Origin of the sequence: Maribacter halichondriae (assembly GCF_027474825.1) — a bacterium.
GTDB lineage: Bacteria > Bacteroidota > Bacteroidia > Flavobacteriales > Flavobacteriaceae > Meishania > Meishania halichondriae.
Map to the genome: position 1 here is coordinate 4,514,445 of NZ_CP107030.1, position 14,558 is coordinate 4,529,002.

15 protein-coding genes and 2 pseudogenes are annotated in these 14,558 nt (G+C 41.3%); 5 read left to right on the top strand and 12 right to left on the bottom strand.

The window, feature by feature from the left end; translation table 11 throughout:
- The first annotated feature begins 10 nt into the window (after positions 1-10).
- Entirely contained in the window at positions 11-604 is a 594-nt protein-coding gene (locus N8A86_RS21205; protein ID WP_273567186.1) for a hypothetical protein, read from the top strand.
- A gap of 1 nt (position 605) precedes the next feature.
- Here N8A86_RS21205 and N8A86_RS21210 read toward each other — a convergent pair whose 3' ends face one another.
- From N8A86_RS21210 to N8A86_RS21255, 11 genes and pseudogenes are all read right to left on the bottom strand, one after another.
- On the bottom strand, positions 606-1,970 hold the full coding sequence (locus N8A86_RS21210; protein ID WP_273569116.1) for an aldehyde dehydrogenase family protein: 1,365 nt from the start codon (positions 1,968-1,970) through the stop codon (positions 606-608).
- 5 nt (positions 1,971-1,975) lie between these two features.
- A complete protein-coding gene (locus tag N8A86_RS21215) occupies positions 1,976-2,713 on the bottom strand; it encodes a gamma-glutamyl-gamma-aminobutyrate hydrolase family protein (protein ID WP_273567187.1) in 738 nt (245 codons plus the stop codon).
- Positions 2,710-3,549: an iron-containing alcohol dehydrogenase gene (locus N8A86_RS21220; RefSeq protein ID WP_273567188.1), complete on the bottom strand. Its 840-nt coding sequence runs from the start codon at positions 3,547-3,549 to the stop codon at positions 2,710-2,712. Before N8A86_RS21220 ends, N8A86_RS21215 begins: the two co-directional genes overlap by 4 nt.
- A gap of 43 nt (positions 3,550-3,592) precedes the next feature.
- On the bottom strand, positions 3,593-3,856 hold the full coding sequence (locus tag N8A86_RS21225) for an iron-containing alcohol dehydrogenase (RefSeq protein WP_273567189.1): 264 nt from the start codon (positions 3,854-3,856) through the stop codon (positions 3,593-3,595).
- An 86-nt stretch (positions 3,857-3,942) separates the two neighbouring features.
- Complete coding sequence (locus N8A86_RS21230) at positions 3,943-5,301, bottom strand: glutamine synthetase family protein (RefSeq protein ID WP_273567190.1); 1,359 nt, start codon at positions 5,299-5,301, stop codon at positions 3,943-3,945.
- An 18-nt stretch (positions 5,302-5,319) separates the two neighbouring features.
- Positions 5,320-6,633, bottom strand: coding sequence for an ethanolamine permease (gene eat / locus N8A86_RS21235; RefSeq protein ID WP_273567191.1), 1,314 nt, complete (start codon positions 6,631-6,633; stop codon positions 5,320-5,322).
- A gap of 72 nt (positions 6,634-6,705) precedes the next feature.
- Positions 6,706-7,290, bottom strand: coding sequence for a M23 family metallopeptidase (locus tag N8A86_RS21240; protein ID WP_273567192.1), 585 nt, complete (start codon positions 7,288-7,290; stop codon positions 6,706-6,708).
- Between the two features lie 7 nt (positions 7,291-7,297).
- Positions 7,298-9,294 (bottom strand): annotated as a pseudogene (gene ligA / locus N8A86_RS21245) (NAD-dependent DNA ligase LigA).
- On the bottom strand, positions 9,294-9,875 hold the full coding sequence (locus N8A86_RS21250) for an LOG family protein (RefSeq protein WP_273567193.1): 582 nt from the start codon (positions 9,873-9,875) through the stop codon (positions 9,294-9,296). The pseudogene ligA and the gene N8A86_RS21250 overlap by 1 nt, the downstream one beginning before the upstream one ends.
- Positions 9,872-10,021, bottom strand: coding sequence for a hypothetical protein (locus tag N8A86_RS21900; protein WP_337251701.1), 150 nt, complete (start codon positions 10,019-10,021; stop codon positions 9,872-9,874). The genes N8A86_RS21250 and N8A86_RS21900 overlap by 4 nt, the downstream gene beginning before the upstream one ends.
- 2 nt (positions 10,022-10,023) lie before the next feature.
- Positions 10,024-10,782, bottom strand: coding sequence for a N5-glutamine methyltransferase family protein (locus tag N8A86_RS21255; protein WP_337251702.1), 759 nt, complete (start codon positions 10,780-10,782; stop codon positions 10,024-10,026).
- A 45-nt stretch (positions 10,783-10,827) separates the two neighbouring features.
- On the opposite strand from N8A86_RS21255, the pseudogene ribD reads away from it, so the two are divergent.
- The 4 genes and pseudogenes from ribD (at position 10,828) to N8A86_RS21275 (ending at position 13,950) form a co-directional block, all read left to right on the top strand.
- Positions 10,828-11,879, top strand: a pseudogene (ribD, locus tag N8A86_RS21260) (bifunctional diaminohydroxyphosphoribosylaminopyrimidine deaminase/5-amino-6-(5-phosphoribosylamino)uracil reductase RibD).
- Positions 11,872-12,486, top strand: coding sequence for an HAD family hydrolase (locus tag N8A86_RS21265; RefSeq protein WP_273567194.1), 615 nt, complete (start codon positions 11,872-11,874; stop codon positions 12,484-12,486). The pseudogene ribD and the gene N8A86_RS21265 overlap by 8 nt, the downstream one beginning before the upstream one ends.
- A 178-nt stretch (positions 12,487-12,664) precedes the next feature.
- Positions 12,665-13,342, top strand: coding sequence for an EamA/RhaT family transporter (locus N8A86_RS21270; RefSeq protein ID WP_337251704.1), 678 nt, complete (start codon positions 12,665-12,667; stop codon positions 13,340-13,342).
- The gene (locus N8A86_RS21275) at positions 13,342-13,950 is read left to right on the top strand and encodes an IMPACT family protein (protein ID WP_273567196.1); all 609 of its coding nucleotides are present in this window, start codon (positions 13,342-13,344) and stop codon (positions 13,948-13,950) included. Before N8A86_RS21270 ends, N8A86_RS21275 begins: the two co-directional genes overlap by 1 nt.
- Before the next feature lie 2 nt (positions 13,951-13,952).
- Here the strand turns inward: N8A86_RS21275 and N8A86_RS21280 are convergent, their stop codons facing one another.
- Positions 13,953-14,351 (bottom strand): acyl-CoA thioesterase, encoded by a 399-nt coding sequence (locus N8A86_RS21280; RefSeq protein WP_273567197.1) that lies wholly within the window; start codon positions 14,349-14,351, stop codon positions 13,953-13,955.
- Between the last annotated feature and the right edge of the window lie 207 nt (positions 14,352-14,558).

The following is a 14,558-nucleotide window of genomic DNA, read 5'->3' on the forward strand; positions in this document are numbered from 1 at the left end:
TAACGACCCCTTGGCCGCTACCTTGGTATTTCCTGAAAACAATACCGAATGCAACGAGGGGAAAATCATCAATGATACACAAAGCGAGGTAACCTTTCGATGGAACGAGGCCGAGTTTGCCAACAAATACGAGGTCGTTCTTATAAATTTGAACACGGATGTCGAAACTACTGTTGAATCGAACACCAATTCGGCAGACATCATTATTGAAAGAGGAATTGCCTACAAATGGCACGTCTTGTCACTATCGGATATAAGCGATGCAACAGCAATGAGCGAGGAATGGAAATTTTATAATGCGGGAGCCGGAGCCGTCAACTATGCTCCTTTTCCCGCCGATATTGTTGCCCCAGAAAATGGTAGTACTTTGACTGGATCAACGGTAAACCTAGAGTGGTCTGGGAGCGATATTGACAACGATATCGTTGATTTCGAGGTTTTCTTCGGAAGTGAAAATCCACCGACCGAAAGTTTGAGCAGTGTTACGGAAAATAGCATTACCGCGACAATTTCTTCAGGCAACATCTATTATTGGATAGTCAAAACCACGGATGAGGCGGACAATACTTCCACATCGGATGTATTCCATTTTAGTGTTGAGTAAATCAAGGCCTTGAATGATACGATTTCGGCTGTACAAAAGCTCGAATTCCTTGTGCCGAAAGGGTTGCCCCAAGACCGGAATTATTTCTACCGGACCAAGGCACATTCGGACTCACACGGTCGCAGCAGTTCCAGTAAACCGTACCCACATTTAATTTATTTAAAACTTCCATCGCTCTTTCTTCGTTGGAAGAAAAAACTGCAGCAGTCAATCCATATTCGGTATCGGCCATTAATTCCGAAGCCTCTTCATCAGAGCTTACTTTTTGAATTCCGATAATCGGGCCGAAGGATTCATCTTTCATGATCTTCATTTCATGATTGCAATGGGTCAGGACCGTGGGTTCGAAGTAATACCCTTTGCCCTCAAGTTTTTTCCCGCCTGTCAACAAGTTCGCTCCTTGTTTTAGGGCATCGTCGACCTGTGCTTTCAAAATTTCAATTTGCTGTGGCCGGGTCAAAGGGCCTATAAAAGTTTCCAAGGATGCAGGATTTCCGATTTTATAGGAATTGACTTCCTGAACTAAGGCATCTACGAATTCGTCGTATATTTTTTCGGAAACATAAATACGTTCTACGGCACAGCAACTTTGTCCGTTATTATAAAAAGCGCCTTCGGCCGCATTGATGGCCGCTTGCTTGACATCTTTAACATCCTCCATGACATAAAGTGGATCTTTGCCTCCGAGTTCAAGTTGAACGGGAACCAACTTATGGGCAACGGATTTTGCAATATGAAGTCCCGTCGTATGGGATCCCGTGAAAAAATAACCATCCACATCTGCTTCAAGAATTCGTTGGCCAACTTCTCCTCCCCCAATAACACATTGAAATACATTTTTTGGAATCCCTGCTTGCCACAAATACTTTTCAAATTGCTTTCCGGTCAAGGATGCATATTCCGAAGGTTTGTACAACACTGAATTACCAGCAACTAGGGCATATAAGAAAACATTGTAGCCGACATTGTATGGAAAGTTCCATGCGGAAATATTAGCTATCACTCCCAAAGGTTCATAAACAATTTTCTCATGGGTATTTCCGGAATTGACCAAGATTTCGGGCGCCAACCATTTGGTAGCGTTTTGCTTCAAATGGTCGATACGGTTTTGGGCACCCTTAATTTCATTCAAGGATTGTTGTAACGGTTTCCCGGTCTCAGAGGTCAATATTTTGGCAAGTTTATCTACGTTTTCCTGTATCAAAACCCCAAATTGGATAATACATGACAAGCGTTCATCCACTGATTTTTTAGACCATTCAATTTGTCCTTCTCGTAGGTACTCCAGTTTCACATTTAATTCGGTTGCTGAAGTTTCTTCTAGGTCGGCTATGATTTCCTCCGTAGCCGGGTTCTTTATCTGCATTGTTCTCACCTTGTATGTTTTAAAAAAGCTTCATAAAGTAAATCCTCATTAATAACTGCTGCCCCCAAAGTCGGAGAAAATTCAGGATGCCATTGCACACCAAATACTTTCCCTTCAGGTTCTTTGATATACCCAAATGCTTCGATGAGTCCATCAGGTGAGGTTGCATAGACCTCCAAATCGTTTCCTAGGTCTTTTACAGCCTGATGGTGTACCGTATTGACATGCGGATTTTCTACTCCGTTGTACAGTTTATCCAAAAGAGTGCCCTCGACAAAATCTATGGGATGTCTGATCGTATCGTACAATTCAGCCGATCGATGATTTTCGGCATTTGGATTTTGTGTAATGGTATCTTGATAAAGTGTTCCTCCAAAATAAACGTTCATCAATTGCATACCGCGACAGATAGCAAACACTGGTTTTGAATTCTTGACCGCATAATCCATAATCTTTAACTCGTATTGGTCACGATAAGCATCCCCCTTCCATTTGCCAATAGGTTTTTCGCCATAGGTTTCGGGGGCCAAATCGACGCCTCCCTGAAAAACGAATCCATCCATTTCAATTAAAATATCTTCCAATAATTCATCGGCAACATCTGGAATCAACACCGGAAGCACTCCTTTTCGCGTTAGATATCGCGCCATGTCATTCTCGAGATAACTCAACGATTTGTGCCCAAAGACAGTCCGTTCCTTATCTGGATACATAAAACAGGAGGAGATTCCGATTTTAATCATAGGGCCTTTTGATAAAGCGTTTTGAAATCTTCCCGAGTTACAGGTTTCGGATTGTTCGGATGGCAAAAATCCGCTTCCGCCAAATCTGAAAGTTCTTTGATATGTTCTTGCTTGACATCAATTTCAGAAAGCTTCGTAGGCATTCCGAGTTTATCGTTCATTTCAAAAAGGTATTCCACTACCCTATTTCCCGCTTTAGTTCTCAACCCAAAGGCATCGGCCATTTTATCGAACCGGTTTTCAAACCCTTCATAGTTAAATTGCATGCCGTAAGGCAAATTTACCGCGTTGGCCAATCCGTGGTGGGTATCCAATAAACTTGACAACGGATGTGCCAAACTATGCACAATACCCAATCCTTTTTGAAAGGCAACGGCTCCCATTAGGGACGCCAACAACATTTTTGCCCGTGAATCCACATTGGGATTATGCGTGGCAATTTCCAACGAATCAGCAATTAAAGCAATTCCCTCCAAAGCAATGCCGTCGCACATCGGATGATAATTTTTAGCCAGATAGGCCTCCATATTGTGGGTCAGGGCATCCATTCCCGTGGCGGCGGTAATAAATGGCGGTAGTTCCATCGTTAACAAAGGATCGGCAAAAACGATTTTGGCCATTAATTTCGGACTGAATAATATCCGTTTTTTCTTCGATGAATCCTCCGAAATAATGGCACTTCGGCCTACTTCACTTCCTGTTCCCGCTGTGGTGGGAATGGTCACAAAATGTGGAATGTCTTCTGTTACGTATTTATCTCCCCCGATCAAATCATCATAATCAAATAAATCCCGTTTGTGATTGATTCGCAAAGCAATGGCCCTTGCAACATCCAAAGCGACACCACCACCAATTCCGACAATGCAGTCCCGACTCGTTTCATGATAGGCCTCCCCCCTTTAGTACATCGGACTTTACCGGGTTCTTGTGCATCTCACTAAATACTTCGGTACTTAATCCGTTATTTTCGAGGTCTGTTTTTATTTCCTTAAAAAAGGAGAGTTCTGCAACTGTTCCGTCCGTGACCAAAAGCGGATTCTTGAGATTATTATCCTTTAAATAATCGGCCAGTTCTTTGCTTGACCCGGCACCGAATCGAATTGGGCACGGAAAATTAAAGCCGTGAATTTTATTTAGGTCCATTTATTATAATAGTCAAATCCAATTACATTGCTATCCTTCGAGTGCACTTCGACAAGCTCAGTGTGACATTCTCAAAGACAATTCTTTCAAATAATTTCAAAATATCGTTTGGTCTCCCAATCGGTTACTTCTGCAGAAAACTGTTTCCATTCCCATTCCCTGGTCTTTGTAAAATGGTCTACAAACTCAATTCCAAAAAGATCCTTGGCGATTTTGGAGTTTTTCATTTTTTGGGAAGCGTCCCACAGATTAGAGGGCAAAATTCCTTTTTTGACCTCGTAACCATTGGCTTTCGTCTCGGGAGTGTCCAATTTTAATTTATGTTTTATGCCATAAAGTCCACTTCCCAAACAAGCGGCCATCGCCAAATACGGATTCACATCCGATCCGACCACACGATGTTCGATCCGCGTCGATTTTTTACCCGATGCCAATACACGCAGCGAACAAGTACGATTATCGTGACCCCAAGTTTGATTGATAGGAGCCCACGCCCCTACCACCAATCTCTTAAAGCTATTTATCGTGGGGGCAAACATGGGTAATATTTCTGGAAGACATTTGAGTTGTCCCGCTAAAAAACTTTTCATCAAATCACTCATGTTGTCTTTGGACTTTCCGTCATAGAAAAGATTCTCCTTCTTTTTTGGAATCCCAAAGACTTTGATGGATGTGCCCGCCACACCCCGGAAGCTTTGAAGTCTGCTTAGCCATGAAACTTGCAATGATGCCATGGCGATATGCAATTTCTTTAACGGCTGTTTTAAAAGCACAGCTCGATCTGCGGCCTCCAAAATTCCGCTGTATTGAATGGCCGCCTCGGTCACACCGGGGCCCGTTTCGGTATGCAGTCCTTCCAAAGGGACATTAAAAGCTCCCAACAAATTGAAAAGATCATCGAAATAATCGGAGTTCTCGGACATCCTCAAAATTGAGTAGCCAAACATGCCCGGGGTCAAGGGTTGTATGTCTCGGTAATTTTTTTCCTTTAGGGAATCTGAAGTCTCGCGATAATTGAACCACTCGAATTCTTGCGAAAACATCGGTGTATAATTCATATCCTCGGCTTCGCCGATCATTTTCCGAAGCAGACTTCTCGGACAAACCGCCAAATCTTCCGCTTTCTCCTTTGCAAAATCCACAATAAAAAAGGGCATATCATCTTCCCAGGGAATCGTTCGAAACGTATCCAAATCGACCCGTGCCTCAAAATCATCGTAACCGGTGTGCCAGCCCGTTACCTTTATATCATTGGTGTAAGACACATCGCCCATATCCCATCCGAAGACTACAGAGCAGAATCCGAATCCGCTTTCGAGGGCAGAGAGAAATTTGTCGCGATGCATAAATTTTCCGCGCAAAACCCCATCAATATCAACAATGGCGACCTTTATTTTGGAATGCTTATTCTCCTTTATCTTTTTAATAATCTCGTTCTTGTCCATGATATTCGTTTCTGAAAGTTACTTCATTTTTTTATTTAGAAAGAACAGAAAATAGAAATAAGAAATGACAACAATACCGAAGAATATAGCAGCCAACATCGGATTGTAATAGGCCATCGCAATCATGGCCACGGAAGCAATAATCAAGGCCACAGCTGGAAAAAGAGGAAACATAGGCACTTTAAAAGGACGTTCCATCTCAGGTTCTTTTTTTCGCAACGCAAAAAATGCGAGCATGGATACGATATAAAGTCCCAATGCACCAAAACAGGCAATGGTAATAATCTCTCCCGTGGCGCCTGTAAATAAAGCTACGATTCCCACTACTGTATTTGCAATAAGGGCGTTTGTCGGGGTCCTAAATTTGTTGTGCACTTTCCCCAAATACTTAGGGGCGTATCCTTTTCTTCCAAATTCAAAAGTGGCACGACCTCCGGCTAAAATGATTCCATGAAAGGAAGCTATCAATCCTAGAAGTCCGATTCCGATTAATAATCTATATAAAATATGTCCGCTATCCATAATTTGTGAGAGCGCCAAAGGCAAAGGCGAATCGGATGCTAAATCACTACCTTCGGGATATACCACAGCCTCCCAACCCGCAACTCCGACTGCGGAAGTAAAAGTCAAGACGCACAAGATGACCAAAGTCAAAATTGCCGAACCAAAACCTATCAATATACTTCGTTGCGGATTTATCGCTTCCTCGGCAACATTGGCGACACCTTCGATGGCCAGAAAAAACCAAATCGCAAAAGGAATGGCAGCAAAGATTCCCGAATACCCATTGGGCAATGGGTTCATCTGTAAATTGCTCAATTCGAATTCCGGAAGCGTTACTCCCGCAAAAATCAGTAACTCAATAACAGCCAAAACAGTAATGACCAATTCAAAAGAAGCCGCTAGTTTTACACCTAGAATATTGATTGCCGTAAATATCACATAGGCGCCAATGGCAAAAACCATTAAATCGATTGCAGGATAAACGAGATTCAAATAGGCCCCGATAGCTGCGGCAATGGCAGGCGGAGCAAAAATGAACTCGATATTTTGAGCGATACCCGCAACAAAACCCAAATGCTTTCCGAGTCCTCTATTGGCATATTCAAAAGCACCCCCGGCCTTTGGAATGGCACAGGCCATTTCAGTATAACTGAAAGTAAAGGTCACATACATAATGATGATAAAAACGGTCGCGATTGCGAGTCCGTAGGTCCCACCCTCGGCAAGGCCAAGATTCCAGCCAAAATACATTCCTGAAATCACATAACCGACTCCCAGGCCCCAAAGCATTAACGGACTCAGGGCTTTTTTTAATTGGGTTTCGCTCATAGTATTCGGATTTGTTATGGAAATTTGAGTCGTCTTTCCTTCAAAAATAGCGGAAAAAAGAAATCTTTGCATTCATTTCTTCCTCAGCCAAATATCCGGATCCAAATAAAACATCTTTTTCCAGCCATGAACGGCAACGGAATCCTTCAAATGAAAATACGGGAAGGGAGTGGTAATCGCATAATGCAAATGTGGCGGTTTGCCCTTTGCATTCCCTGTATCTCCTACCGTACCCAGAATACTTCCTCTTTTTACGGGTTTTAGTGGGAATGTCTTTATTTCATCTAAATGGGCATAATAGTGGAATCGCCATTTGGGGCCGAGCACCATGACGGACTTCCCTCCTTTTCCTCCCTCATAGGTATATATCACTATGCCATGAGTTGAAGCGACTACAGCCTTTCCCTTTTCAGCGAAAATATCGATGCCCTTGTGCGTAATCGAAGTACCCCATGGGTAGGCCCAAAAGGAATCATCGGCCCAACTTTTGGTCGTTGCGCCTTTTACAGGAATGATCATGTTCTGGGGCAATAGAAAACCTAATCCAATAATTACAAAAGGGACCCAAAACCACTTTCGCATTCGTCGGTCGCGAAGTATGAATGCGAATACCGATAATAGCGCGAACCAAAATCGGTTGGTGGTGTTGGTAATCATATATTAGTTATTGAACCATCCCTAAAAACTCGTCCTCAGAAATAATAGGAACTCCTAAACTTTCCGCTTTTGTTTTCTTACTTGGCCCCATATTGTCCCCGGCTATCACATAGGAAGTCTTCGAGGAAATAGACGAGGAAACCTTGCCCCCATTATCCTCAATCAATTTCTTCAGTTCGTTTCTACTAACTTTTTCAAATACCCCCGAAACCACAAATGACTTGCCTTTCAGCATATCGGTCTGATTTTGCAATTGTTCTTCGGAAAGGGAAAATTGGAGTCCGTATGATTTTAATCGGTTGACGATTTCAACATTCTCCGCGTTTCCGAAAAAATCGACCACACTTTCCGCGATACGCTCCCCGATTTCATCGACAGCGACTAAATCCAACATGTTTGCCATCATTAGGGAATCGATGTTCTTATAGGCCTTGGCTAACTTTTTAGCTACCGTTTCCCCGACATAGCGAATTCCTAAACCAAACAAAACGCGTTCAAAAGGAATCTTTTTCGAAGCCTCCACCCCAGCGACCAAATTCTCGGCGGATTTCTCCGCCATACGTTCCAAGGGCATAACTTGTTCTTTGGTCAAAGTGTATAAATCCGCATAATTATTTATCAATCCCTCCTGGAATAACAATTCGACGGTTTCGCTTCCCAAACCTTCAATATCCATCGCCTTCCGGGAAATAAAATGTTGGATGCGACCAGTAATCTGAGGTGGACAACCTGTATCATTCGGGCAAAAATGTTGCGCCTCCCCTTCTTGCCGCACTAATTCAGTGTCACATTCTGGGCAATGGGAAATGTATCTCGTCGGTTGGGAATCCGGACTGCGCTTAGTAAAATCGACCCCAATTATTTTCGGAATGATTTCCCCTCCTTTTTCCACAAAAACGGTATCCCCTTCTCTGATATCCAATTTTGCAATTTGGTCGGCATTGTGCAACGACGCTCTTTTTACTGTAGTGCCTGCCAATAAAACAGGCTCTAAATTCGCAACTGGAGTAATCGCACCTGTACGGCCAACTTGATAGGTTATTTCATTTAAAACGGTCGAAACTTGTTCGGCCTTGAATTTATAGGCCAAGGCCCATCGGGGGGCCTTAGCCGTATAACCCAATTCATCTTGCTGACGCAAATTATTGACCTTGACCACTACGCCGTCGGTTTCATACGGAAGTTCATGCCGCTTGATATCCCATTCTTCAATAAAGGCCAAAACTTCATCGGTTGTCTTGCACAATTTGGCAATTGAGGGAACCTTAAAACCCCATTCCCGAGCATTCTCCAACATTTGCCATTGTGATTCAATACCGATGTTCTGACCGACGATGCCATAGAGTAAACAATCCAACGGGCGCTGGGCCACCAGGGCACTATCTTGTAATTTCAAACTTCCGGAGGCCGTGTTACGTGGATTCATATAGGGTTCTTCACCATTTTCGATACGCTCTTGATTCATTTTGGCAAAGCCCTCGAAAGGCAAAACGATTTCCCCCTTATATCAAATTTTGGAGGATAGTTGCCTTGCAATTGTAACGGAACTGAACGAATGGTCTTGACGTTGGTTGTAACGTCATCGCCTTGGAATCCGTCTCCTCGGGTAACTGCACGAATTAGTTTTCCTTCTTCGTAGGTCAAACTGATACTCGCACCATCATATTTTAGTTCACAAGTAAATTCGACTTCGATATCTCCCAAAATTCTTTGCACACGCTTTTCCCAATCCGTTAAGTCTTCCTTGGAATAGGAATTATCCAACGAATGCATACGATGATTGTGTACAACTGTTTCGAAATTCTTGGTCACTTCGCCCCCTACCCTCAACGTTGGCGATGAGGCATCATATAATTCTGGATGGTTTTCTTCCAAGGCTTGCAACTCCTTTAACTTCATGTCGAATTCATAATCCGATATGGTGGGATTGTCAAGCACATAATAGTTGTAGTTGTGCTCACGAAGTTCTTCTCTTAGGGATTCTATTTGTTCCTTTACGCTCATTAGGTCTGCTCTTTTTTAATCCATTTGGGCAAGGGAAGGGGAATATACGCCACCATCTTTTTCAATAGGCCATCGACATCATCGTCCACCAAAATCATATCGTAATTTTCTTGGCTTAGAAAGCCTTTTGATACCATCTTTTGCAATAATTGTAAGAGGTCATCATAAAAGCCATTGGTATTCAGAATGCCAATCGGCTTTTGGTGCAGACCAAGTTGTGCCCAGGTAATCATTTCAAAAAGTTCTTCCAAAGTGCCGTATCCGCCGGGAAGTGTAATAATACCCTCCGACAGTTCATGCATTTTAAGTTTTCGCTCGTGCATGTTCTGGGTTACGATGAGTTCCGTCAATCCGGTATGGAAAACTTCCTTATGTTTTAAAAACTCGGGGATTACCCCAATGACCTTCCCGTCTTTATCTAAAGTAGTTTGGGCCACTGTTCCCATGACCCCTATTTTAGCCCCGCCATAAACCAAGATAATTTCTCTTTCAGCAAGAATTTTGCCCAATTCGGCAGCCGCTTGCAATATCGCTGGGTCATTGCCTTCACTACTTCCACAAAAAACTACAATGCTATTCATTTTTTTGACAATCTTACCTTTAACATTCGGTCATTACCGAACATATCTTTTCGGAGTTCAATATCCTTAAAATTATGTTCTTTTAAAAGTGCCTTCATTTCTTTTCCTAGATATTGATTGATTTCCAGATAAAGTAATCCATCCAAACTCAAATTTTTCCGCGCAAATTGAACAATACTTCTATAGAATTGTAGTGGATTTTCATCAGCGACAAACAATGCCAATTCAGGTTCATGTTCCAACACATTCTTTGCCATTTCTTTTTTTCCAATTCCCTGACATATGGCGGATTGGAAACGATAATATCAAACGTATCATCCACTACGTCCTCCCCTAAAATATCCGAATTGATAAAATTGATCTCCACTTTATTAAGCTCCGCATTTCTTTGTGCGACTTGTAAGGCATCATCGGAAACATCTAGGGCATACACTTTTGCCCCCGGCAGATTTTTAGCAAGGGAAATTGCAATGCAGCCACTGCCGGTGCCGATGTCTAGAATTTTTAATCCAGTCTTTCGACTTCGGCTTTGCTCAATCTCAGATACATTTTTCTTTAGTGCTTCGATAGGCTCAGCCTGACATTCGTGCAAAATCCATCCAACCAGTTCCTCGGTTTCTGGTCGTGGAATTAGCACATTTTCATCAACATACAATTCCAAATCCATGAAAGTCGTTTTCCCTAACACATATTGGATCGGACGGTTTAATCTTAATTCAGAAAGGGCTGCGAAAAATGGTGTTTCTTCCTCCTTTGAAATAATCAGGTCAGGTCGCAACGCCAAAACAAACCGCTCTAAACCCATATAATGCTCAATCAACATATAAAAAAAATTAGCGATCTCCTCGCTTGCATACTTACCGTCAAGTTCTTTGTGGAAGATGTTTTTAATCTCTCGGAGAAGCATTTTGTAAATTAAAATTAATGGGATTTAAAATCCTATTTTAGCGAAGTGAATATACACACAAAATATATGCAGCGCTGCATCGAATTGGGCAAAAACGGATTGGGCAGCACCTATCCCAATCCCATGGTCGGAAGTGTAATCGTTCATAATGAAAAAATAATCGGCGAAGGTTTTACAAGTCCGTGTGGTGGGCCTCACGCAGAGGTTAATGCGATAAATTCGGTAAACGATAAATCACTTCTCAAAAAAGCTACGCTCTATGTAACGCTCGAACCTTGTTCACATTTCGGTAAAACTCCGCCCTGTGCCGATTTTATCGTCGCGAACAAAATTCCGAGGGTGGTTGTGGGAGTCAAAGATCCGCATGAAAAAGTGGCCGGAATGGGAATTCAAAAATTACGCGATGCCGGTTGCGAAGTCGAAGTGGGAGTTCTCGAGGAAGAATGTCGCGAACATCACAAACGTTTTTTGACGTTTCATGAAAAAAAACGTCCCTATATTATTTTAAAATGGGCAGAATCTTCGGATGGATTTTTGGCTCCGGATAAATCTGAGCGAGAAGCCAATCCGGAACCCTATTGGATAACGAATAAAAAATCACGCCAATTGGTACATCAATGGCGATCGGAAGAGCACGCAATTTTAGTAGGAACAAATACGGTTTTGGAAGATAATCCAAAATTGAATGTGCGTGATTGGGCAGGCAATTCCCCTATCAGAATAGTTGTTGACAGGGATTTACGAATACCATCCAATAATAATATATATGATGGTAGCGTTTCGACTTTGGTTTTGACAGCCAAAAAAAACTTCCAAATGCAAAAGAAAAATTAGAATACCTGCAGCTTGATTTTGATAAAATAAGTGTTGAGACCATTTGTGCTGAACTTCATAAAAAAAGTATTATCAGCTTGATGGTTGAGGGAGGAGCTAAAACCCTCCAAACTTTTATCGATGCCAATCTTTGGGATGAAGCAAGGGTATTCAAGGGAAGCAACAATTTTGAAAAAGGATTGAAAGCACCCAATTTTTCAAGGAAAAAGACGAGCGAAGAAAAAATATTAAATGACATTCTAACAATTTATCATAATGATTAAGAATATCATCTTTGACTTCGGAGACATTTTTATAAATCTTGACAAACAGGTTATTTTCCGTGAAATTGAAACTTATGGCGGAAACCCAAAATTAGGCCCAGAAGCCTATGCTATAAATAACCAATTTGAAGTGGGTAAAATAACCAATGACGAATTCATAAGCCAGCTGGCAACCCTATATCCAAAAGCCTCAGCTGTAAAAATCACCGAAATATGGAATTCCATGTTGCTCGATTTTCCCGATTATCGATTAAATTTTATTGAAAAACTTGCAGACGAAGCTCAATATCGCCTTTTTTTATTGAGCAATACCAATGCGCTACACATTCCCCATGTGGCCAAAATTATGGGATCTGACAAATTCAATCGGTTTAAAAGCTGTTTTGAACAGTTCTATCTTTCGCACGAAATACAACTTAGAAAACCCAATGCCGATATCTTTGAGTATGTACTTCAGCAGAACCGTTTAAAGTCGCAAGAAACTTTCTTTATCGATGACTCAAAAGAAAATACGGATGCTGCTCAAAAAATGGGCATCACAAGCTGGAATCTACGGGTCGGAAAGGAAGATATAATTGATTTAAAATCTATGTTGCCCCATGCTTGATCTTGCTCTATTCATTTTTTTTTCGAGCGCACTGTTCGTGATTTTCAAACTATTCACAAAGTATAAAATACAAGCGTCATATGCGATCATTGTAAATTATTTTACCGCTAGTACGGTGTCATTCCTATTTTTTAAAGAACCTTTTTCGGTATCCGATATAACAAAAAAATCTTGGTTTTTGGGCACTTTGGCCTTAGGCCTACTCTTTATCATCGTTTTCAATATCACTGCAAGGACAGCTCAAAAGCTAGGTGTTTCGGTAGCATCGGTTGCTGCAAAAATGTCATTTGTTATACCTGTAATAGTTGGAATCTCACTTTACAAGGAAGAATTAAACATTGTAAAAATCATTGGGATTTTAATGGCCTTAGCAGCCGTATATTTTGCTTCGAAGAAAAATAAGACTGTTGTCGTAAAATTTCAAGATTTAATACTGCCTTTACTGCTTTTTATGGGTACCGGATTTGTAGATGCAGGAATAAAGATGCTACAAACTTGGCAAATGGAAGAAGTTGATTTTCCATTGTTTTCTATGACCGTTTTTGGTGCAGCAGGGACTATTGGGCTTTTTTTCATTTTAATAAGTTCTTTTAAAAAGCCCCTTAAATTAAATTTACCGAATGTAATAGGTGGAATCATACTCGGTTCATTCAATTACTTTACCATCCATTTTTTACTAAGGGCCCTAAATGCAGAAGTGTTTGCCAGCTCAGTAATCTTTACCATAAGCAATGTAGGAACCGTGCTTTTATCGACTCTTCTAGGCATTTTACTTTTTAAAGAACAAATAAGTCCTAAAAACTGGGGAGGTATCGCCCTTGCGGTGGTAAGTATTGTACTAGTAGTCATTTTTTAATGTCAGAAGAGATTGATACATACCGAACATTAATACGGCCCTCGCCGGAAGTCTTGTACAAAGAGAAGAAAAGTAAGTTTTATGGATATGCCTTTCCCATACAATCGGAAGATGAGGTAAAAACAAAACTTGATGAACTTCGAAAAAAGCACCACAGCGTAAATCATGTTTGCTATGCCTGGCAATTGGGTGTTGAGAAAATTCGTTATCGCGCCAACGATGATGGCGAACCCAACAATTCGGCGGGAATGCGCATTTACGGGCAAATTCAATCTTTTCAAGTAACCAATGTGTTGGTGGCGGTTGCCCGAATCTTTGGAGGAACAAAACTCGGGGTCGGTGGTTTGATTTCAGCCTATCGCACAGCCGCACAAATGGCTTTAGAGGCTTCTCGCATTGTCGAAAAGAATTTGGAGGTTCGACTTAGGATCACTTTCGCATACCCTGAAATGGAAAAAGTGATGCGTATTATAAAACAGCATAACATTCAGATAACTTCTCAAGAAATGGCAACCAATTGCGAACTCTTGGTAAGGGTACAAAAAAGTGAATTAGAAAAAGTATCAGCTAGGTTCTTGTCGATACCGCGGGTTGAACTAAGCTTTTAAAATTAGGCGGTAATTTTTTCAAGTATGTAATCAGGACATTTCATTGGCCGGTTTGTATCCTTTTCCATAAAGGCCAAAACCGTATTTGCCTCGGCTAGAATTTCGTTGGCCTCGTTATATATCGTATAGTCAAATTCGATTTTAACAAGTGGTATTTTTCTAAGTCGGGTTTCTACTGTAATCAGGTCGTCGTAAAGTGCTGATTTCTTAAAATTCAGGGACAACGAAACTACTGGGAGAATAATACCGTCTTCTTCCATTTTTTTGTAGGAAATTCCGTATCGCCTCAACCACTCAATTCTTCCCATCTCCAAGTATTGTGCATAATTACCATGGTACACCACTCCCATTTGGTCTGTTTCCGCATAGCGAACTCGAAAAGATATTCTGTTAAAATCCATAGATTTTCAGGTAAAAACGATATATTTAAAAGATTTCGATTTGAAGCCGTTGAACATGAGAAAAAAAAAGGGTAAATTCAATAGTATTTGATTTTTTTTTTAGCTTTTTTGTTCACATATTTGCCCAACCAAGAAATGAGGTAAGCTCCAACCGAATTTCAACCAACTGACGAAATCACTAACCAACAAAATAAGAGAACTTTTTAA

What these genes read in the sequence shown, in the direction of transcription:
- N8A86_RS21210 (WP_273569116.1), bottom strand. Translation starts at nt 1,970, where the DNA reads ATGCAGATAAAGAACCCGGCTACGGAGGAAATCATAGCCGACCTAGAA.
- N8A86_RS21215 (WP_273567187.1), bottom strand. Translation starts at nt 2,713, where the DNA reads ATGATTAAAATCGGAATCTCCTCCTGTTTTATGTATCCAGATAAGGAA.
- N8A86_RS21225 (WP_273567189.1), bottom strand. Translation starts at nt 3,856, where the DNA reads ATGGACCTAAATAAAATTCACGGCTTTAATTTTCCGTGCCCAATTCGA.
- N8A86_RS21230 (WP_273567190.1), bottom strand. Translation starts at nt 5,301, where the DNA reads ATGGACAAGAACGAGATTATTAAAAAGATAAAGGAGAATAAGCATTCC.
- eat (WP_273567191.1), bottom strand. Translation starts at nt 6,633, where the DNA reads ATGAGCGAAACCCAATTAAAAAAAGCCCTGAGTCCGTTAATGCTTTGG.
- N8A86_RS21240 (WP_273567192.1), bottom strand. Translation starts at nt 7,290, where the DNA reads ATGATTACCAACACCACCAACCGATTTTGGTTCGCGCTATTATCGGTA.
- N8A86_RS21250 (WP_273567193.1), bottom strand. Translation starts at nt 9,875, where the DNA reads ATGAATAGCATTGTAGTTTTTTGTGGAAGTAGTGAAGGCAATGACCCA.
- N8A86_RS21255 (WP_337251702.1), bottom strand. Translation starts at nt 10,782, where the DNA reads ATGCTTCTCCGAGAGATTAAAAACATCTTCCACAAAGAACTTGACGGT.
- N8A86_RS21265 (WP_273567194.1), top strand. Translation starts at nt 11,872, where the DNA reads ATGATTAAGAATATCATCTTTGACTTCGGAGACATTTTTATAAATCTT.
- N8A86_RS21275 (WP_273567196.1), top strand. Translation starts at nt 13,342, where the DNA reads ATGTCAGAAGAGATTGATACATACCGAACATTAATACGGCCCTCGCCG.
- N8A86_RS21280 (WP_273567197.1), bottom strand. Translation starts at nt 14,351, where the DNA reads ATGGATTTTAACAGAATATCTTTTCGAGTTCGCTATGCGGAAACAGAC.